Origin of the sequence: Synechococcus sp. CCY9202, assembly GCF_034931685.1 — a bacterium.
Lineage (GTDB): Bacteria > Cyanobacteriota > Cyanobacteriia > PCC-6307 > Cyanobiaceae > CBW1002.
This window is the reverse complement of the sequence record NZ_JAYGID010000101.1, coordinates 15,966-35,360: the sequence shown is the minus strand read 5'-3', so window position 1 is coordinate 35,360 and position 19,395 is coordinate 15,966. Positions and strand designations below refer to the sequence as shown.

The following is a 19,395-nucleotide window of genomic DNA, read 5'->3' as shown; positions in this document are numbered from 1 at the left end:
CAGATCAGCCGGGGCCTTCGCCGGCTGGTGGCGCTGCACGCCGATGCCGGCGGCCGCCAGCAGCCGTTCGCCCAGACGGTTGGCGGCGGCCGAGCCGAGATGGAGCTCCGCTCCGCGCAGCAGCAGAGCGCAGGCGATCCCCCGCCCTCGCAGGGCCAGGGCAAGCTCCACGGCGGCGGCGCCACCGCCGCGGATCCGCAGGCTGCCTCCGGCGCTGGGGGTCAGGCCGTCGCAGTAGTCCAGAAAGGGCTCCAACGGCTTCACCGGCACGGGAGCCTCTGGCACCCCTCCATCGCCAGCCTTCACGCCTGCTGCCGGTGCGGTCACAGCTCCCACATCGAGGCTGAGCCGGTCCCAGCGCAGCGCCGGCCGGCCGGCCAGGTGCACCTCCCTCTTCCGGAGATCCAGCCCGGTGATCTCCGCCTCCACGAAGGCCGCCCCCGCCAGATGGCAGAGGCGCCGCAGGTCGATGGCACAGGCGTGGCGGTCGTACCAGCCGGCCACCAGCCCCGGCACCATGCCCGAATAGAAGGCCGTGCCGGAGCGGCTCACCAGGGTGACCAGGGCGGCCGGCCGCCGCTCGGGCCGCATCACCCACCTCCGCAGCACCAGGGCATGGCTGTGGCCACCGCCGGCCAGCACGAGATGCTGCTGCGGAAGCCTGCGGCTCTCAGGGGCCATAGCCGCGGGGGTTGGCGCTCTGCCAGGCCCAGCCATCCCGGCAGATGTCCGCCAGGCTGCGCCGGGTGCGCCAGTCCAGCCGCTTGCTGGCCAGGCTGGGATCGGCCACCGTGGTGGCGGCGTCCCCCGGTCGGCGATCGACCAGCTCATAGGGCAGGCGATGGCCGCAGGCCGCCTCGAAGGCGCGCACCACGTCCAGCACCGAATGGCCCTGGCCGCTGCCCAGATTCACGGTGAGCAGCTGGGGCTCTTCCCGCAGCAGCGTGTCGAGGGCGGCCCGGTGCCCATCGGCCAGATCCATGACGTGGATGTAGTCGCGCACGCCGGTGCCGTCCGGGGTGGGCCAGTCGCTGCCGAAGATCTGCAGCGTCTGGCGCCGGCCCACCGCCACCTGGCTGAGGTAGGGGAAGAGGTTGTTGGGGATCCCCTCGGGGTCCTCACCGATGCGGCCGCTGGGGTGGGATCCCACCGGGTTGAAGTAGCGCAGCCGGGCGATGCGCCAGCCGGACTCGCTCGCTGCCACATCAGCCAGCACCTGCTCCACCGCCGCCTTGGAGTGGCCGTAGGGGTTGATCGGCTGAATCGGGGCCGTCTCCGGAATCGGCACCGCCTCCGGATAACCGTAGAGGGTGGCGCTGCTGCTGAACACGATCGTGCGGCAGCCATGGCGGCGCATCGCCTCCAGCAGCCGCAGGCTGCCGCCCAGGTTCGTGTCCCAGTAGCGCAGCGGTTCCGCCACCGATTCCCCCACAGCCTTGAGGCCGGCGCAGTGCACCACCGCCGCGATGCCGGGCGGGGTGATGTCGCCGGGGGTGGCGCCGTCCGGGGTGGGAGTGAAGGCCGTGTCCAGATCGTCGGCACAGCGCACATCCCCTTCCACCAGACGTAGCCGCACCGCGCCGTCGCCATCGCGCCAGGGCCCGCCTGCCTCTCCCTCCAGGCCGCCCAGCTCCGCCACCCGCCGCAGCGCCTCCGGCGAGCTGTTGTCGAAGTTGTCGAGTACCACCAGCGCATGCCCCGCCTCAAGCAGCGCCACGCAGCAGTGGCTGCCGATGAAGCCGGCGCCGCCAGTGATCAGCAGAAGGGCCATGGCGGGCAGGGGAAGCGGGCCTGGCTTCAGGGTACGGACAGCCTGCGATCCCGCAGACTGTCTGCAATGACGGGGCGGGCCGGCACGGGGCGATGGTGGAGAAGCTGCAGAGTCTGCGGGGCATGGTTGATCTGCTGCCCGCCTCCATCGGCCTGTGGCAGCACGTGGAGGCCACGGCCCGCGACCATTTCCGCCGGGCCCGCATCGCCGAGATCCGCACCCCCCTGCTGGAGGTGACGGAGCTGTTCGCCCGCGGCATCGGTGAGGCCACCGATGTGGTGGGGAAGGAGATGTACACCTTTCTCGACCGGGGCGAGCGCAGCTGCACCCTGCGGCCGGAGGGCACCGCCTCGGTGGTGCGCGCGGCGATTCAGCACGGCCTGCTCAGCCAGGGGCCGCAACGGCTCTGGTATGGCGGGCCGATGTTCCGCTACGAGCGCCCTCAGGCGGGCCGGCAGCGCCAGTTCCATCAGATCGGCGTCGAGCTGCTCGGCTTCCCCGATGCCCGCAGCGATGTGGAGGCGATCGCCATCGCCTGGGATCTGCTCGCCGATCTGGGGGTGGGCGGTCTGGCCCTCGAGCTCAACACCCTCGGAGCTCCCGAGGACCGGATCCGTTACCGCACCGAGCTGCTGGCCTGGCTGGAGGCCCATCGGCAGCAGCTCGATCCCGACTCCCAGGCCCGCATCCAGACGAACCCCCTGCGGGTGCTCGATTCCAAGCACCCTGGAACCCAGGAACTGCTGGCGGGTGCGCCGGCCCTGGCCGACGCCCTCAGCGGCGAGAGCCATGAGCGCTTCACCCAGGTGCGCCAGGGGCTCGAGGCCCTCGGCATTCCCTTCACGCTCAATCCGCGGCTGGTGCGCGGCCTCGACTACTACAGCCACACCGCCTTCGAGATCACCAGCGATCAGCTGGGCGCCCAGGCCACCGTGTGTGGCGGCGGCCGCTACGACGGCCTGGTGCAGCAGCTGGGTGGGGCGGCGACGCCGGCGATCGGCTGGGCCCTCGGCATGGAGCGGCTGGTGTTGTTGCTGCAGCAATCGGAGGCCCAGCCCTGGATGGCGGCCGCAGCGCCGCAGGTGTATCTCGTGAACCGGGGCGAGCGAGCCGAGGCCGTGGCGCTGCAGCTGTGCCGTGATCTGCGCCGCACGGGAATCGCCGTGGAGCTCGATGCCAGTGGCGCCGCCTTTGGCAAGCAGCTGCGGCGGGCGGATCGCCAGGGCGCCGCCTGGGCGGTGGTGATCGGCGACGAGGAGGCAGTCGCCGGCGAGGCCCTGCTCAAGGACCTGCGGCGCTGCGAAGCGCCTGGAGTCGAGGCTGAAACCGTGGCGGATCGGACGAGTCCGGGCCGGAGGCTGGCGTTGGTTGAGATACCAGCGCAACTGGCGCATCTGCTGGCTTGCTGAGCCCGGGGCCTCAGCTCCCCTTAACCTCGCCCCACCGCGAACCGCTGCGATGACTGCCGCTTCAGGGATCCGCACCATCTGCTGCATCGGTGCGGGCTACGTGGGCGGCCCGACCATGGCGGTGATCGCCGATCGCTGCCCCCACCTGCAGGTGACGGTGGTGGATCTCAACGCTGCCCGCATCGCCGCCTGGAACGATGCCGATCTCAGCCGCCTGCCGGTCTATGAACCGGGTCTGGATGCGGTGGTGGGCCGCGCCCGGGGCCGGAACCTGCACTTCAGCACCGAGGTGGACGCGGCGATCGCGGCGGCCGACATGGTGTTCCTCTCGGTCAACACTCCCACCAAGACCCGCGGGCTGGGGGCTGGTCAGGCCAGTGATCTGCGCTGGATCGAGGCCTCGGCCCGCCAGGTGGCCCGCTGCGCCCGGGGCCACACGATCGTGGTGGAGAAAAGCACCCTGCCGGTGCGCACCGCCGAAGCGGTGAAGGCGATCCTGGAGGCGGCTCAGGGGGAGGCCGAGGCCCGAGAAGATGCCGGTGGACCGGCCGCCAAAAGTTTTGCGGTGCTCTCCAATCCCGAATTCCTGGCGGAAGGCACGGCGATCGGCGATCTGGAGCAACCCGATCGGGTGTTGATCGGCGGCGAGGATCCGGCCGCGATCGAGGCCCTGGCCGCGATCTACGGCCACTGGGTGGCGCCGGAGAAGATCCTGCGCACCAACCTCTGGAGCAGTGAACTGTCCAAGCTCACCGCCAATGCGTTTCTGGCGCAGCGGATCAGCTCGATCAACAGCATCGCCGCCATCTGTGAAGCCACCGGAGCGGATGTGCAGGAGGTGGCTCGGGCGATCGGCACGGACAACCGCATTGGTGCCCGCTTCCTGGCGGCGGGCCCCGGCTTCGGTGGCAGCTGTTTCCAGAAGGACATCCTCAACCTGGTGTACCTCTGCCACCACTACGGCCTGCCGGAGGTGGCGACGTACTGGGAGCAGGTGGTGCGGCTCAACAGCTGGCAACAGCACCGCATCAGCCGGTTGGTGGTGCAGAAACTGTTCGGCACCGTCACCGGCAAGCGCCTGGCGGTGCTGGGCTTCGCCTTCAAGGCCGACACCAACGACACCCGCGAAGCGCCGGCAATCCGCATCTGCCACGATCTGCTCGAGGAGGGGGCGCAGCTGAGCCTCCATGATCCCAAGGTGAGCACGCAACAGATCGAACGGGACCTGGCCCAGGCGGCGGTGGCCCCCGCAGCCGCGGCTCAGGCGGCTCAGGCGGGGGAGGGGGGCTGGCGACGTGCAGCCACCGTCGATGAAGCCGTGCAGGGCGCCGATGCGGTCCTGCTGCTCACCGAATGGAGCGACTACCGCCAGCTCGACTGGTCGGCCCTGATGGCTCGGATGCGCCAGCCGGCCTGGCTGTTCGACGCCCGCGGCGTTGCCGATGCGGTGGCGGCTCGGGCCGCTGGCCTGCGGGTCTGGCGGGTGGGGGAGGGCTGAAGCGATGATCCCGACCCCATCACTGCGCTCTGGCCCCCTGCGCAATCTGGTGACCGGTGGCGCCGGTTTCGTGGGCTCCCATCTGGTCGATCGGCTGATGCAGGCCGGCGAGGAGGTGCTCTGCCTCGACAACTACTTCACCGGCCGCAAGGCCAACATCGCCCAGTGGATCGGCCATCCCCGCTTCGAGCTGATCCGTCACGATGTGACCGAGCCGATCCAGTTGGAGGTGGACCGGATCTGGCACCTGGCCTGTCCCGCATCGCCAGTGCACTACCAGTTCAATCCGATCAAGACTGCCAAAACAAGTTTTCTCGGCACCTACAACATGCTCGGTCTGGCCCGGCGGGTAGGGGCAAGGCTGCTGCTGGCCAGCACCAGCGAGATCTATGGCGATCCGGAGGTCCATCCCCAGCCCGAGAGTTACAGGGGGTGCGTCAACACAATCGGCATTCGCTCCTGCTATGACGAGGGCAAGCGGGTGGCTGAAACACTCTGTTTCGACTACCGGCGCATGCACGGAACCGAAGTGCGGGTGGCGCGCATCTTCAATACCTATGGGCCCCGCATGCTTCCGGATGACGGCCGGGTGGTGAGCAACTTCATCGTGCAGGCGCTGCAGGGTCAACCCCTGACGCTGTATGGCGATGGCCAGCAGACGCGATCGTTCTGCTATGTGGATGACCTGGTGGAGGGACTGATCCGCCTGATGAACGGCGCCCATACCGGCCCGATCAACCTGGGCAATCCTGGCGAGTTCACCATCCGGGAGTTGGCCGAACTGGTGCGTACTCGCATCAATCCTGGCCTCGAACTCGTGCTGCAGCCCCTCCCCCAGGATGATCCCCGCCAGCGGCAACCGATCATCGAGCTGGCCCAGCGAGAACTGGGCTGGGAGCCCACGATCCCCCTGGAGCAGGGCCTCGAGCCCACCATCGCTGATTTCCGCCGCCAGCTGGGCCTCTGAGAACGGGATTTCTGATCACGGGTTCCCCTGGGTGAGCACGGGTTGTCCTGGGAAGGATGTCTCGATCGGGCTTCTCCCTGGGGTGGCAGGCTGAGGGGTGGCCGTCGCCGGAGCCCTGACCGGAGATGCGCCCGTTCCCCTGCCCTGTCTGCCCATGACCGCCGCGCAGCGTCCCACCCTCGTGACCGGTGCCGCCGGCTTCATCGGCACCGAGGTGGTGTTGCGACTGCTGGAACGGGGCGAGCCTGTGGTGGGGCTCGACAACCTCAACACCTACTACGACCCGGCCCTCAAGCAGGCCCGCCTGGAGCGGCTGCAGCACCATCCCGCCGCCGCCGCCTTTCACTTCGTGCGGATGGATCTGGAGGATCGGGCCGCTATGGAGGGCCTGTTCGCCGAGCAGCGACCGCGGCGGGTGGTGCACCTCGCCGCCCAGGCAGGGGTGCGCTATTCCCTGGAGAATCCGGCCGCCTATATCCAGAGCAATCTAGTGGGTTTCGGTCACATTCTTGAGGGTTGCCGCCATCACGGCGTTGAGCATCTGGTCTATGCCTCCAGCAGCTCGGTCTATGGCGGCAACCGCGAGATGCCGTTCTCGGAGCAGCACGCCGTCAATCATCCGGTGAGCCTCTATGCGGCCACCAAGAAGGCGAATGAACTGATGGCTCACACCTACAGCCATCTCTACGGCCTGCCGGCCACCGGTCTGCGCTTCTTCACCGTGTATGGCCCCTGGGGCCGGCCGGACATGGCCCCGATGCTGTTTGCGCGCGCGATCCTGGCGGGTGAGCCGATCCGGGTGTTCAACCACGGCCACATGCAGCGCGACTTCACCTACATCGATGACATTGTCGAGGGGGTGATCCGCTGCAGCGACAAGCCGGCCACAGCGGATCCGCACTTCGATCCCCTTCATCCGAACCCGGCCACCGCGGCGGTGCCGCACCGGGTGTTCAACATCGGCAATTCCCAGCCCACCGAGCTGCTGCGTTTCATCGCCGTGCTGGAGCAGGCCCTCGGGCGCCAGGCGATCCAGGACCTGCAGCCGATGCAGCCGGGCGATGTGCCCGCCACCGCCGCCGATACCCAGGCCCTGGAGGCCTGGGTGGGGTTCCAGCCCGCCACCCCGATCGAGGTGGGGGTGGAGCGGTTTGCTCAGTGGTATCGGGAGTACCACGGACTCTGACCCTGCCCAGGCCAGCAGCCTGGTGGTGCTTGGCAGTCAGAAAGTCATTTCATCAAAAAAGGGGCCTTCAGGCCCCTTGCTGCTCCATCGGCCAAAAGGGCCGTGCGAGATGAATCGAATGCTCAGGTCCGCTCAGGCGGAACCGACACCCACGTAGGAGCCGTAGAAGAACAGGCCCACCACAAAGATCACCGCCATTCCGCCGGCAGTGGCGACCAGCCAGAGGGGAAGGGTTCCCTCTGTCCAGCGGGAACGCCAGGCCACAGCGGGGCGCCCATCGGGCAGACGATCGGGAATCCGACCGTCAGGCATGGACATTTTCTTGCCGCTCATCGTGAATCCTCCCGATCAGTTGAAGAAGTAGCTGCTGAACAGCACACCGGTGACGAACACGAACAGCAGCCCCAGATAGAGGCTGGTGCGGTTCAGTTCGACCGGAAGGTTGTTCGGATTGGGATTGCGTTGCATGGGGACGACCTCAGCGGCGGACAAACTGCATGGCAGCCAGGGCGCCCAGGAAAAACACCGTGGGGATGCCGAGGGCGTGAACCGAAAGCCAGCGCACCGTGAAGATCGGGTAATTGCGTGGCGTGGTGGGGGCGGGAGTCTGGGTCATGACTTACTGCAGGCGCAGGTCGAGTTGGCTCTTGCCCTCGTAGCGCTGGCTCACAACAGGAGCCTTGCTTTCCTGGGCCTGGAAATAGGCATCCGGACGAGGCGTGCCGAAGGCGTCATAGGCCAGGCCCGTGGACACGAACATGAAGCCGGCCAGGAAGATGGCAGGCAGGGTCACCGCGTGGATGACCCAGTAACGGATGCTCGTGATGATTTCGAAGAACGGGCGTTCTCCTGTAGAGCCGGCAGCCATGGCGACAAGCGTTCAGCTCGGCGATCCTAGGGGGGTGGCGGCAGGGGACGGGAGCCCCTGCCTGGCTTGGTTACAAAGGTTGGCGGGGCTCAGCCTGGCGCGGCTCGGCCCAGCCCGATCAGCCCACCCAGCGCAGCAGCGATCCCCGCTCGCCCAGCACGAAGCCCTTGCCATCCGGCAGGAAGGCGATCCGGCTGAAGTTGGTGGGCTGGGCGGCACCCACCGGATCCTTCTGCCAGGTCTTGCCACCGTCGGGGCTGGTGAGCAGGGTGCCGCTGCCGCCGCCGGTCCAGATGGCGCCGCTCGGATCCCAGGCCATGTCGAGATAGCCATAGCCGTTCGTGATCGGGATCACCGGCTTGCTCCAGTCGTCGACGTTGGCGGCATCGGAGTTGAAGCGCAGCTGGGCGCCGCGGGTCACCATCCAGAGGTTGCCGTTGGGCTGGAAGCCGAGGGATTGCACCCGTTGGCTGCTCACCCGCTGGTGGGGCTGCCAGGTGGGCTGACCCGGATCCCAGGTGGCGAAGAAGTTGCCGAGGCTGCTGACGCTCACATAGCGGCCGTCGGGGCTGCGGCGCAGATCACGCACGGCACCGGCGGCGTCACTCACCTCGGCCTGCCAGCTCTGGCCGCCATCGCGAGTGCGATAAACAGCACCCACGTTGGTGGCCAGTTCAGCCTCTCCCTTGCCTAGGGCGGTGATCAGGTACGGCTCACCGGGCAGCTTGGTGTCGAGGAAGAGGCGGCTCCAGCTCTGGCCGGCGTCGGTGCTGTGCAGCAGCAGGCCGGGCTGGCCGGCGATCCAGCCCTCTTTGCCGTTGAAGTCGATGCTGAGCAGGCGGAAGTTCTCCTCCTCCGGCAGATCGAGGGCGCGCTGGGCCCAGCTGGCACCTCCGTCGTCGGTTTCGAGGATCAGCCGGTTGCTGCCAACCAGGAAGCCGTGGCTCTGATCGCTGAAGGCCAGATCGAGGGGGTTGGAGCTGGTGTCGAGGGGCACGGGCTGCCAGGGGCTGGCACTGGCGATCGGCAGGCCCGTGGTGACGCAACCGGAGAGCCCGAAGCCGAGGCCCACGAGCAGGACCAGGCTCAGCAGGGGACTGAACAGGCGTCGGGTCAGACGATGCAGGTGCATGGCAGGGGGGAGAACGGAGGAAGGGAAGCGAAGCCGATTCAGCGCAGCGAATACAGGGAGAGGAAAAAGGCGATCGCCAGGGCGAAGCTGCCGAAGATCAGCACATTCTTCTGACCGGGCGTCAGCCGGTTGACCCCCAGACCGAAGTTGAGGTTCTCCTCAAAACCGCTCGGCTTGTTGCGGGGGCCGATGTCCTTGAAGGCCCCCACCTTGCTGCGGCAGACCGGACAGCGAAAGCTGGCGGGGTCCAGGGCTGTGAAGGGGGTGCCCGCTTCGATGCCCACCTTGCGCACGCCCTCGGCGGGGTCGTAGACGAAGCCGCAGCTGCGGCACTCGAAGCGATGGGTGTCGGGGTCGGAAACCGCAGGCGGCTCCGTCGTGGGGAGGGATTCGGCCGTGGCGCCCGCCCCTGGGGCGGCGGTGGTGTCGCTGCTCTCGATCTCCGGACTCATCACCTGCCAGCCGACGGTGTCAAAACTCTATCGACCACGTTCCAACGCCGATTCCGCCGGAACTCGTCAGCGCCGGGAGGTGGATGCCAGACTGCCGCCCAGGTTGGTCCAGCCCGCATGTTCGTGCTTTCCGGCTACGACGCTTTTCTGGGGTTTCTGCTGATTTCAGCAGCTGTTCCCGTGCTGGCGCTCGTGGCCAACAAGGTGCTGTCTCCTCGGAGCCGGCAGGGCGAGCGTGAGCTCACCTACGAATCCGGCATGGAGCCGATGGGTGGCGCCTGGATTCAGTTCAATATCCGCTACTACATGTTCGCGCTCGTCTTCGTCGTCTTCGACGTCGAGACCGTGTTCCTCTACCCCTGGGCCGTGGCGTTCCATCGCCTCGGACTGCTCGCCTTCATCGAGGCCCTCGTCTTCATCGCCATCCTGGTGGTGGCCCTGGCCTACGCCTGGCGCAAGGGTGCCCTCGAGTGGAGCTGATTCGTCGTTACGGCCCCGGCGCCGACGTGTTGCCATGACCCTCACGCCTTCCTCCCCGTCCAGCGGTGAGCTCCCCTCGATCGGGGCTCTGCGCGATCTGCGCGCCGCCAGCTGCAGCCCCACGGGTGCCCCCACGATCACTTCGGATCTGTCCGAGAACGTGATTCTCACCAGCCTCGATGACCTGCACAACTGGGCCCGCCTGAGCAGTCTCTGGCCCCTGCTCTACGGCACTGCCTGCTGCTTCATTGAGTTCGCGGCCCTGATCGGCTCCCGCTTTGATTTCGACCGCTTCGGTCTGGTGCCACGCTCCAGCCCCCGTCAGGCGGACCTGCTGATCGTGGCCGGCACCGTGACCATGAAGATGGGCCCGGCCCTGGTGCGGCTCTACGAGCAGATGCCCGAGCCCAAGTACGTGATTGCCATGGGGGCCTGCACGATCACCGGCGGCATGTTCTCGGCTGACTCGACCACCGCCGTGCGCGGCGTCGACAAGCTGATCCCCGTGGACCTCTACCTGCCGGGCTGCCCGCCGCGGCCGGAGGCGATCTTTGATGCCGTGATCAAGCTGCGCAAGAAGGTGGGCAACGAAGCCCTGGCTGAGCGCGGCAACCTGCGTCCCACGCACCGTTATTGCACGATTCCGCATCAGCTCAAGGCGGTGGCGCCGATCGTGGATGGCCGCTACCTGCAGGCCGAGACCCAGAAGGCCGCCCTCGCCGCCGCCGCCGGTCTGCCGCTGGGGGCTCCTGTTTCCGATCCAGCGGCAGTCATCGCCGCCACCACCAGCCAGGCCGACGCCTGAGGACACCATGCCCGAGGACACCACCAGTTCCACCCCGGCCATCACCACTCCTGTGGCCGGTCCGATCAGCCAGTGGCTGAGCAGCCAGGGTTTTGAGCATGCCGTGCTGGAGGCCGACCATCTCGGTGTGGAGGTGCTCGGCGTGGAGCCCGACTTCCTGCCCGTGATCGTGGCGGCTCTCAAGGCGACAGGTTTTGATTACCTCCAATGCCAGGGCGGCTATGACGAAGGCCCAGGCGGTCGTCTGGTGAGCTTCTACCACCTGATCAAGCTGGCGGCGCTGGCTGATCCCACGGCGGTGGATCGTGCCCTTGCGGCCGATGTGAAGCCCGAGGAGATTCGTCTGAAGGTGTTCCTGGCCCGTGATGGCGATCTCACCATCCCCACGCTCTACGGCCTGTTCCGGGGCGCCGACTGGCAGGAACGCGAGACCTTCGATATGTACGGCATTCGTTATGCCGGCCATCCCCATCCCAAGCGTCTGCTGATGCCGGAAGACTGGAAAGGCTACCCGCTGCGCAAAGACTATGTGCAGCCCGATTTCTACGAACTCCAGGACGCTTACTGATCCCCGTTGGATTGAGAGAGGGGCCTTGAAAACAGGCTTTCACCAGAATTGAGTGCACAAAACTGGTCTGACGAGGCAACCAGTAGAGGCGTCATCACGACTCGCCTGAAGATTCCGTGATTGCATCATCAGCTCACCCGCCGATGATGCTGCCGGTAGAAGCGCATCACCGCCAGCGCCACGCTCTTGGAATCGTGGCGCAGTGTGGCCCCGGGACGGCTTCCCTGCATCGGCGCCAGCATCACCTCATAGCCCTGGCTGGTCAGGCGGTGGGTATCGCACTCCACCGGCTCGGCACCGCGGCGGCGATAGGCCTCCACCAACGGCGAGGGACTGAGCTTCTCCTGAGCCAGCACCGCATCGAACAGCCTCTGGTCCACCCCCAGAGTGGCGAGCTGGGCCTCGATCGCCCGGAGATGGCCTTCGACATCGAGCCCGTCGGTCTCCCCGGGCTGGGTCATCAGGTTGCAGATGTAAAGGCGCGGAGCACGGCTCTGGCGAATCGCCGCCACCAGTTCCGGCACCAGCAGGTTCGGCAGCAGGGAGGTGTAGAGGCTGCCGGGGCCCAGCACGATCAGATCGGCATGGGCGATCGCCTCGATGGCTCGGGGCAGGGCGGGCGGCCGTTCCGGGATGCAGCCGAGCCGCACGATCGGGCTGGAGGCATGGCCGATCGCCGATTCCCCCTCGATCCGATCGCCGTTCTCCAGCTCGGCCCAGAGGCGAACGTCGGCGTTGGTGGCCGGCACCACCTGGCCCTGCACCGCCAGCACCCGGCTGCTGGCGGTGATCGCCGATTCGAGGCTGCCGGTGATGGCCGTGAGGGCCGAGAGGAAGAGATTGCCGAAGCTGTGGCCTTCGAGGCCACTGCCCGCCTGGAAGCGGTATTGGAACAGGCGGGTGAGCAGAGGCTCCTCCCGGGCCAGGGCCGCCAGGCAGTTGCGGATGTCGCCCGGCGGCTGGACGCCCAGCTCTCGTCGCAGTACGCCGCTGCTGCCGCCGTCGTCGGCCACCGTGACGATCGCGGTGATGTTGCTGCTATAGCGCTTCAGGCCGGAGAGGAGGGTGGAGAGACCGGTGCCACCGCCGATCGCCACGATGTTCGGGCCGCGGTTGAGCCGGCGCTGCGCCACCAGAGCATCCACCAGCACCGTGCCCTTCTCAGGCGCCAGGGCCCGCTGGATCGACCCGAAGCTGCGGCTCTGGCCCCAGATCACCAGTGCAGCCCCCAGAAGCAGCACCAGCGGCCCGGTGATGCCCCGCGGCAGCACCTGGGTGAGCTGAGCCAGCAGCCAGGTGAGCGTTTCGATCGTCCAGTAGATCGGTTTGAAATCCGCCCAGACCGCGGCTCCGAGCAGCGCAATCAGCAGACCCAGTCCGGAGGTGAGCACCCAGCGCTTCACCACCAGGCCGGGCTGCAGCCAGCGGGCGGCCCGGCGGGAGCGGCTGACCAGATCACGGCGGCGCATGTCACCCCGACCCATCCAGCCGGGTCGTCGGGGTGGGCGTGGGGCGTGCCGGGTGCTCATCGCCGGTGGCCTCCCCTGTCGCCTCTGCGGCCGCCTGCCTGGCCCGTGCGGCTCCGCCAGGGCTCCCCGCAGACGAGGAGGCAAGGCAGGGGCTGGGAGCAGGACGCCATCGGCAAACCGGGCTGTTCGAACTGTACGGATGAAAGGGCATGAGGGTGAAACCTCGGCTGGTTGCAGGCAGGATGGGGGCCTTGCGCTGTGGTCCGTGCCGGATGCTGTTCCTCTGCCGGCATCTCGACGCACCCAGTCCCACGGGGGTGTGGCGATGAAGGTCGCTGGGGCGGCGGAGGCTGGGTCGGTGGCTGATGGCTCGGCTGTTGCCGGGCCTGCTGTTGATGGGCCTGGGGGAAAGGTGCCCGTGGCCCAGATGCAGGGGGTGTCGATGCGCTGGGGTGAGAGCCTCGTGCTCGACGACATCAACCTGGTGGTGCATCCAGGCGAGCGCCTGGTGGTGGTGGGGCCCTCCGGATCGGGCAAATCAACGATCCTGCGGCTGCTGGCCGGCCTGCTGCTGCCCAGCGCCGGCAGCCTGCGGATCCACGGGCTGGAGCAGCGCTACCTGCGCCTGGATCAGCGCCAGCCACCGGATGTGCGCCTGGTGTTTCAGAACCCTGCCCTGCTGGCCTCGCTCACGGTGGGTGAAAACGTCGGCTTTCTGCTCTATCGCTACGGGCGGCTGGGCGAGGCCGAGATTCGCCGCCGGGTGGGCGACGCGCTGGCGGCCGTCGGACTGGCCGGCATCGAGGGAAAGATGCCCGGCGAACTCAGCGGTGGCATGCAGAAGCGGGTCAGCTTCGCCCGCGCCATCATCCAGGACCCCTCCCGGGCCGATGTCCAGGAGCCGCTGCTGTTGTTCGATGAGCCCACCGCCGGGCTCGATCCGGTGGCCTGTACCCGCATCGAGGATCTGATTGTCACCACCACCGACATGGCCCAGGCCTCCTCGGTGGTGGTGAGCCACGTGATGAGCACGATCGAGCGCTCCGGTGAGCGGCTCGTGCTCCTCTACGACGGCCGCTTTCGTTGGCAGGGCACCGTGGAGGAGTTCCGCAGCACCGATAATCCCTACGTCGAGCAGTTCCGGAGCGGCAGCTTGCGCGGACCCATGCAGCCCAAGGAGGTCTGAACGATGCGCCGCAGTGTCCGTGAAGCCCTGGTGGGCTTTTCCCTTCTCGCCGCCATCGTGGGTGGTGGCGCGCTCTGGCTCTGGCTGAAGGGCATCTCCCTGCGCCGCGACACCTGGACGGTGCAGGCCAGCTTCCAGGATGCCGCCGGCCTGGCGGATCGCTCGCCGGTCTCCTTCCGGGGTGTGCTGGTGGGCAATGTGCGCCGGGTGCGGGTCACCCCGGAGGCGGTGCTGGCTGATCTGGAGATCACCGATCCTGATCTCCGTCTGGCCCGCCCCACCCAGGCCCTGGTGGGCACCGGCTCGTTGCTGGGGGGAGATGCCGTGGTGGCGCTGGTGAGCAGCGGCAAACCCCTGCCGGCCAGCACGCCCGGGCCGCGCAGTCCGGGCTGCAACACCAAGCTGATGCTCTGCAACGGCAGCCGCATCGAGGGCGGCGCCCAGGCGAGTCTCGGCACCGTCACCGAGACGATGCAGCGGATCCTGGCCGAGAGCGAGCGCCAGAAGCTGGTGGACAAGCTGGTGGGAACCACCGTGAGTTTCGATCGCACCTCCAACGAGGCGGATCGCTTCCTGCGCGAGGCGCAGAAACTGGTGCAGGAGCTCAACACGGCCGTGAAGAAGGCCGATCCGATCCTGGACAATCTCAACACCGCCACCGTCGAGGCGGCCCAGGCCGGCCGGCATGTGCGCAACCTCACCGCCGCCCTGGACAACCCCCAGACCGTGAGCGAGCTCAAGGGCACTGTGACCAATGCCGAGAAGCTCACGGCCCGCTGGGAGGCGGTGGGCGGTGACGTGAACAAGCTCACGGGCGACCCCCAGTTCGTCGATGGGATCCGCAGCTTGGCCATCGGCCTGGGCAAGTTCTTCGAAGAGCTCTACCCCGCCCAGACCGGCCAGGCGCGTGACAAGGCGGCCCGGGAGAAGGCGGAACGCGAAAAGCGCGACCAGGCTGTCCGGGAACAGGCGGATCGTGAAAAAGCTGGCAGCCCGTCGGTCTCGCGTGCCCGAACCAACCAGCCTCGCGCCGTGAGCCAGTGAAGAGGTGAAACGGTGAAAGCCTGAGGCCGGGACCGTTGCAGCTCAGACGCCGTTGATCGCCTCCAGGGCAATGGCGGCGATCGCCTGATCGCTGGCCTTGGGCAACTGCACGTACTTGCCGCCGGCGGCCTCGGCCAGTTCCTTGCCCATGCCGCTGCCGATGAACTTGCGCTCGGTGTCGATCACCAGCAGCTTCAGCCCCAGGGCGCGGTAACGGCCGGCCACCTGCTTCACCTCCTCCTTGAGGTCCACCGGTTCCTCGCCCTCCAGCTCGGGTTGGCCGAGGGAGCGGCTCAGGGGCACGTTGCCGCGGCCGTCGGTGATCGCCACCACCACCACCTGGCCCAGATCGCCGGTGGCGAGGGCATTGGCGCCCACCCGTGCCGCCTGGGAAAGACCATGGGCCAGGGGCGAACCGCCGCCGCAGGGCATCGATTCCAGCCGGCGCCGGGCCGCGGTGATCGATCGGGTGGGGGGCAGAAGCACCTCGGCCTGCTCACCGCGGAAGGGGATCAAGGCGACTTCGTCGCGGTTTTCGTAGGCCTCGGTGAGCAGCCGGATCACGGCACCCTTGGCGCTCTGCATGCGGTTGAGCGCCATCGAACCGCTGGCATCCACCAGGAAGATCACCAGGGCGCCGGCCTTGCGTTGCAGTTGCTTGGCCCGCAGGTCGCCATCCTCCACGATCACCGTTCGGTGCGGCTCCCGCTCCCGGCGGGCTTTCTGATACGGGGCGGCGGCCCGCAGGGTGGCATCCACGGCGATGCGCGTCACCGGGCCGCGGGGCAGCATCGGTTTCACGTAGCGACCGCGGGAATCGCTGAGCACCACGCTGCGCTTGCCGCTGCCGCCGCTGCGGGCCTTGGCAGCGTTGAACAGCAGCAGGTCGGGGTCGATGGCGATGGCTTCGGGGTCGAGCAGGAATTCCTCCGGCACCTGGGGAGGCGGCTGGTCGTCCGGGGTGTCGTCTTCGTCCTGGTCGTCGTCCTGGTTGTCCTCGTTCTGGTCGGGTTCATCGGGTTGCTCCGGCTCCTCCGGCGGTTGCTCCCCCTGGGGCGGTGGCGGCGGCGGCGGCTCCATCGGCTGCTCGGGATCCGGGGGCGGCAGCTGCAGGGCCCGCGGCGCAATCACCAGGCGCACGGCCACCTGCAGGTCGTCGGCTTCCACCCGGTCGCGGCCGCTCAGGGCGGCGTGGGCGCGGGCCACCCGCACCGCATAGAGCTCGGAGCGGTGCCCTTCGACGCCGCCGCGCAGGGCCTCGGTCACCAGGTAGGTGATCTGCTCGCGGCTGATGCTCACGTCCGGCACCCACTGGCGGGCCAGCAGCAGCTGGGTGGCGAGGGCGTCGGTCTCCTCCTGCCACCGCTGCCGGAAGCTGTCGCTGGATTCGCCATGGGCCAGGGCGGAGCGGGTAATCTCGACGCGCTGATCCAGATCCAGCGACTGGTTGGCGCTCAGGGCGATGGCGAAGCGATCCAGCAGGTGGTCCCGCACCGCCCCCTCCTCGGGGTTGTAGGTGGCGATCAGCAGGCAGCGGCAGGGGTGGCTGAGGCTGAGCCCCTCCCGCTCGATCCGGTTCTCGCCGCTGCCCACCGCCGCCAGCAGGAGGTTGGTGATGCCGTCGTCCAGCAGGTTGAGCTCGTCGACATAGAGCACGCCGCGGTGGGCTTCCGCCAGCAGGCCAGGCTGAAACACGGCCTGGCCGCTGGCCAGGGAGGCGGTCACGTCGACCGAGCCCACGAGCCGGTCTTCGGTGACACCCAGCGGCACCTGCACGAAGGGTGCCGGCACCACCCGGGTGGGCAGCAGGGCGCTGGGGTCGGCGCCGCTGGCATCGCCCCCCAGTTCGGTGATGCGACGGCGGGTCGCCTCGTCCCAGTCCTCCGGTCGGGTCGGATCGGCATTGAGGCTGTCCACGATCACATCGATCGGTGGCAGCAGCGCATGCAGACCCCGGGCCAGCACCGATTTGCCGGTGCCGCGTCCGCCGGCGATCACCACTCCGCCCAGGCCCGGATCCACCGCCGCCAGCAGCAGGGCCAGCTTCAGGGTGCCGTGGCCCGTGATCGCGGCCAGGGGGAAGGAGCGGGCGGCCTGGTCGGCGCTGGCCGTGGCCGTGGCGGCGGTGGGGGGACCGGAGGGGCTGGTGGCGCTGGCAACCATGGGGGAGGAGGAGGGCCCGCGCGGGGACGTTGTCTGACGTCCAGTCTCGCTGACCGATTGCGCCGCGGCTCTGCGGCCAGACGTCGCCGAGGCAACTCCTCGCTCTCCCGGCCAACCTGCTGGATCAGCTCCTGCCGAGCCTTGGCGCCCTGCTGCAAGACCGTGCTGCCGGCCGCCCGAGCTGCTGCTGCCTGGCTCCGGCCGCCCGAACTGCTGCCTCCTGGCTCTAGCTGGCCGGTTTAGCGTCCGCCCCAGCCGTTGATCCCCGCCATGGCGCCCCTGCCGCCCCCTGAGCCCGCGCGCCATCTCGAGACCCTCGAAGCCCTCGATGCCCGCAAGATCCGCTTCGAGATCAACCGGGTGGAGCTGCCGATGGGGGTGGAGGGCAGCTTCGGGATCATCCGCCATCCCGGCGCTTCGCTGGCGGTGCCCGTGCTCGATGACGGGCGCGTGGTGGTGCTGCGCCAGTACCGCTTCGCGGTGGCGGCCCGCATCCTCGAATTCCCCGCCGGCACCCTGGATCCCGGCGAGGAGCCCCTGGCCACGATGGAGCGGGAGTTGCAGGAGGAGGCGGGCTACAGCGCCTGCCGCTGGGATCCGCTTGGCCTGATGCTGCCCTGCCCCGGCTATTCCGATGAGGTGATCCACCTGTTCCTGGCCCGGGGGCTCACCCCCCTGGAGGCGCCGCCGGCCGGCGACGACGACGAGGACCTGGAGGTGCTGCTGATGGAACCCGCCGCACTCGATGCGGCCCTCGCCAGTGGCGACGAGGCCCTCGATGGCAAGAGCGTGACCGCCTGGTTCCGGGCCAAGCAGCTGCTGGGGCTCTGATGGCTTCCCCTGAGGCCGCCCGCCGCTGGCTGTTCTGGCATCGCCGCGATCTGCGGCTGGCCGACAACCTCGGCCTGGCGGCGGCGGCGGCGACCCCAGCCCTGACGGGTGTGTTTGTGCTCGACCCGGCAATCCTGGCCGACCCGGCGATGGCACCGGCCCGCCGCTGGTTCCTGCTCGAAAGCCTGCGGGAGCTGGCCGCCTCCTGGCGGGCCTGTGGATCGCGGCTGGTGCTGCTGGAGGGAGACCCGCTGGTGCTGCTGCCACGGCTGGCTGCCGCCCTCGGTGCCGAGGTGGTGGCCTGGAACCGCGATGTGGAGCCCAGCGGGCGAGCTCGCGACCGGGCCGTGGCCGCCGCCCTGCAGACCGATGGCCGCCGCGTGCTGGTGGACTGGGATCAGCTGCTGGTCGCCCCGGAGGCGCTGCGCACCGGTGCCGGTGATCCCTATCGCGTCTACGGCCCCTTCCTGCGCAACTGGCGCGGCCAGGTGGAGCGCAAGCAGGCCCTGGCGGCCCCGGGCACCGCCGGGGGCATCGAGCCGCTGGCGGCACCGACCGGCCTGCTGGATCTGGACCCGGCGACGCTGTCCCGGCCTGATCTGTGGGAGGCCCTGCCGCGCCTGGAGACGGTGCCGCCGGCCACACGCTTCGGAGCGGCCTTCCCCGGCGCCGACCTCTGCCCCTGCCGTCCTGGTGAGGCGGCGGCCCTGGCCCAGCTGGAGGCCTTCTGTGAGGGGCCTGCCAGTGGCCGCGGCCAGCGAGCTCCGCTCCTGGCCTATGAGCCCCAGCGCAACCTGCCGGGCATCGCCGGCACCTCAGGCCTCAGTGCCGCGCTCGCCTTCGGCACCCTCAGCCCGCGCCAGGCCTGGGCGACGGCCGGCGCTGCCCGAGACCTCACCCGCAGCGAGGAGGAGCGCACGGCGATCAGCGTCTGGGAGCAGGAACTGGCCTGGCGCGAGTTCTATCAGCAGGCGCTGTTCCATTTCCCGGAGCTGGCCGAGGGCCCCTACCGGCCCCAGTGGCGCCACTTCCCCTGGGAGAACGACCCGGAGCGCCTCGAGGCCTGGCGGCAGGGGCTCACCGGGGTGCCGATCGTCGATGCGGCGATGCGGCAGCTCAACGCCAGCGGCTGGATGCACAACCGTTGCCGCATGATCGTGGCCTCCTTCCTGGTCAAAGACCTGATCTGCGACTGGCGCCTGGGGGAGCGTGCCTTCATGGAGCGCCTGGTGGATGGCGATCTGGCCGCCAACAACGGCGGCTGGCAGTGGAGCGCCAGCAGCGGCATGGATCCCAAGCCGCTGCGCATCTTCAATCCCGCCACCCAGGCCGCCAAGTTCGATCCGGAGGCGATTTACATCCGCACCTGGCTGCCGGAGCTGCGCCACGTGGCCACGGCCGACCTGATCCGCGGCGAGATCGCTCCCTTGCAGCGCCGCGGTTACCCCGCGCCGATCGTGAGCCACAGGCAGCAGCAGGCCCACTTCAAGGCGCTCCATGCGGCCCTGCGCGTCGGGGTCGCTGGCGCCTAGGGCATCGCTGCCCGCCACGATGACCTCAGCCCTC

Annotated in this window: 20 protein-coding genes and 1 pseudogene; 11 read left to right on the top strand and 10 right to left on the bottom strand. The window is 68.8% G+C overall.

What is annotated here, in order from left to right; genetic code table 11:
• Nucleotides 1-681: pseudogene (locus tag VB777_RS13335) on the bottom strand (bifunctional NADH dehydrogenase FAD-containing subunit/selenide, water dikinase SelD); the annotation flags it as partial.
• Nucleotides 671-1,771 carry a UDP-glucose 4-epimerase GalE gene (gene galE, locus VB777_RS13330; RefSeq protein ID WP_197171198.1) on the bottom strand — a complete coding sequence of 367 codons (1,101 nt, stop codon included), beginning with the start codon at nt 1,769-1,771 and terminating at the stop codon, nt 671-673. The gene galE and the pseudogene VB777_RS13335, both read right to left, overlap by 11 nt.
• 95 nt (nt 1,772-1,866) lie before the next feature.
• Here galE and hisS point away from each other — a divergent pair, with 95 nt between their 5' ends.
• From hisS to VB777_RS13310, 4 genes are all read left to right on the top strand, one after another.
• Nucleotides 1,867-3,180, top strand: coding sequence for a histidine--tRNA ligase (hisS, locus tag VB777_RS13325; RefSeq protein ID WP_322758913.1), 1,314 nt, complete (start codon nt 1,867-1,869; stop codon nt 3,178-3,180).
• Between the two features lie 49 nt (nt 3,181-3,229).
• Complete coding sequence (locus VB777_RS13320) at nt 3,230-4,678, top strand: nucleotide sugar dehydrogenase (protein ID WP_323249517.1); 1,449 nt, start codon at nt 3,230-3,232, stop codon at nt 4,676-4,678.
• 4 nt (nt 4,679-4,682) lie between these two features.
• On the top strand, nt 4,683-5,645 hold the full coding sequence (locus VB777_RS13315) for a UDP-glucuronic acid decarboxylase family protein (RefSeq protein WP_197171202.1): 963 nt from the start codon (nt 4,683-4,685) through the stop codon (nt 5,643-5,645).
• 154 nt (nt 5,646-5,799) lie between these two features.
• The gene (locus VB777_RS13310; protein WP_197172011.1) at nt 5,800-6,831 is read left to right on the top strand and encodes an NAD-dependent epimerase; all 1,032 of its coding nucleotides are present in this window, start codon (nt 5,800-5,802) and stop codon (nt 6,829-6,831) included.
• A gap of 132 nt (nt 6,832-6,963) precedes the next feature.
• Here VB777_RS13310 and VB777_RS13305 read toward each other — a convergent pair whose 3' ends face one another.
• The 6 genes from VB777_RS13305 to VB777_RS13280 all read right to left on the bottom strand — a co-directional run bounded on the left by VB777_RS13305 (nt 6,964) and on the right by VB777_RS13280 (nt 9,283).
• Complete coding sequence (locus tag VB777_RS13305; RefSeq protein WP_197158014.1) at nt 6,964-7,164, bottom strand: photosystem II reaction center protein J; 201 nt, start codon at nt 7,162-7,164, stop codon at nt 6,964-6,966.
• A 15-nt stretch (nt 7,165-7,179) separates the two neighbouring features.
• Nucleotides 7,180-7,299: a photosystem II reaction center protein L gene (locus VB777_RS13300; RefSeq protein ID WP_197158012.1), complete on the bottom strand. Its 120-nt coding sequence runs from the start codon at nt 7,297-7,299 to the stop codon at nt 7,180-7,182.
• Nucleotides 7,300-7,309: 10 nt separating this feature from the next.
• Nucleotides 7,310-7,447 (bottom strand): cytochrome b559 subunit beta, encoded by a 138-nt coding sequence (psbF, locus tag VB777_RS13295; protein WP_197158010.1) that lies wholly within the window; start codon nt 7,445-7,447, stop codon nt 7,310-7,312.
• Nucleotides 7,448-7,450: 3 nt separating this feature from the next.
• On the bottom strand, nt 7,451-7,699 hold the full coding sequence (gene psbE / locus VB777_RS13290) for a cytochrome b559 subunit alpha (RefSeq protein WP_197158008.1): 249 nt from the start codon (nt 7,697-7,699) through the stop codon (nt 7,451-7,453).
• A gap of 118 nt (nt 7,700-7,817) precedes the next feature.
• Nucleotides 7,818-8,831, bottom strand: coding sequence for a photosynthesis system II assembly factor Ycf48 (locus tag VB777_RS13285; protein ID WP_323249515.1), 1,014 nt, complete (start codon nt 8,829-8,831; stop codon nt 7,818-7,820).
• A 38-nt stretch (nt 8,832-8,869) separates the two neighbouring features.
• Complete coding sequence (locus tag VB777_RS13280) at nt 8,870-9,283, bottom strand: rubredoxin (protein ID WP_323249513.1); 414 nt, start codon at nt 9,281-9,283, stop codon at nt 8,870-8,872.
• A gap of 117 nt (nt 9,284-9,400) precedes the next feature.
• On the opposite strand from VB777_RS13280, the gene VB777_RS13275 reads away from it, so the two are divergent.
• Genes VB777_RS13275 through VB777_RS13265 form a run of 3 tightly spaced genes read left to right on the top strand, consistent with a single transcriptional unit; the run spans nt 9,401 to nt 11,136 of the window.
• Nucleotides 9,401-9,763, top strand: coding sequence for an NAD(P)H-quinone oxidoreductase subunit 3 (locus VB777_RS13275; protein WP_197158002.1), 363 nt, complete (start codon nt 9,401-9,403; stop codon nt 9,761-9,763).
• Nucleotides 9,764-9,797: 34 nt separating this feature from the next.
• Nucleotides 9,798-10,568, top strand: coding sequence for an NADH-quinone oxidoreductase subunit NuoB (gene nuoB, locus VB777_RS13270; RefSeq protein ID WP_197158000.1), 771 nt, complete (start codon nt 9,798-9,800; stop codon nt 10,566-10,568).
• 7 nt (nt 10,569-10,575) lie between these two features.
• On the top strand, nt 10,576-11,136 hold the full coding sequence (locus tag VB777_RS13265; RefSeq protein ID WP_197171206.1) for an NAD(P)H-quinone oxidoreductase subunit J: 561 nt from the start codon (nt 10,576-10,578) through the stop codon (nt 11,134-11,136).
• A 128-nt stretch (nt 11,137-11,264) separates the two neighbouring features.
• Here VB777_RS13265 and VB777_RS13260 read toward each other — a convergent pair whose 3' ends face one another.
• Complete coding sequence (locus tag VB777_RS13260) at nt 11,265-12,605, bottom strand: gluconeogenesis factor YvcK family protein (protein ID WP_323249511.1); 1,341 nt, start codon at nt 12,603-12,605, stop codon at nt 11,265-11,267.
• A 442-nt stretch (nt 12,606-13,047) separates the two neighbouring features.
• Between VB777_RS13260 and VB777_RS13255 the strand changes: the two genes are divergently transcribed.
• Complete coding sequence (locus tag VB777_RS13255; protein ID WP_197159000.1) at nt 13,048-13,791, top strand: ABC transporter ATP-binding protein; 744 nt, start codon at nt 13,048-13,050, stop codon at nt 13,789-13,791.
• A 3-nt stretch (nt 13,792-13,794) separates the two neighbouring features.
• Nucleotides 13,795-14,835 (top strand): MlaD family protein, encoded by a 1,041-nt coding sequence (locus tag VB777_RS13250; protein ID WP_323249509.1) that lies wholly within the window; start codon nt 13,795-13,797, stop codon nt 14,833-14,835.
• 42 nt (nt 14,836-14,877) lie between these two features.
• Here VB777_RS13250 and bchD read toward each other — a convergent pair whose 3' ends face one another.
• The gene (gene bchD / locus VB777_RS13245; protein ID WP_323249507.1) at nt 14,878-16,998 is read right to left on the bottom strand and encodes a magnesium chelatase ATPase subunit D; all 2,121 of its coding nucleotides are present in this window, start codon (nt 16,996-16,998) and stop codon (nt 14,878-14,880) included.
• Between the two features lie 270 nt (nt 16,999-17,268).
• On the opposite strand from bchD, the gene VB777_RS13240 reads away from it, so the two are divergent.
• Together VB777_RS13240 and VB777_RS13235 are read left to right on the top strand one after the other, a co-directional pair.
• A complete protein-coding gene (locus VB777_RS13240; RefSeq protein ID WP_197157992.1) occupies nt 17,269-17,829 on the top strand; it encodes an NUDIX domain-containing protein in 561 nt (186 codons plus the stop codon).
• Nucleotides 17,829-19,361 (top strand): FAD-binding domain-containing protein, encoded by a 1,533-nt coding sequence (locus VB777_RS13235; protein ID WP_323249505.1) that lies wholly within the window; start codon nt 17,829-17,831, stop codon nt 19,359-19,361. Before VB777_RS13240 ends, VB777_RS13235 begins: the two co-directional genes overlap by 1 nt.
• The last annotated feature ends 34 nt before the right edge of the window (nt 19,362-19,395 follow it).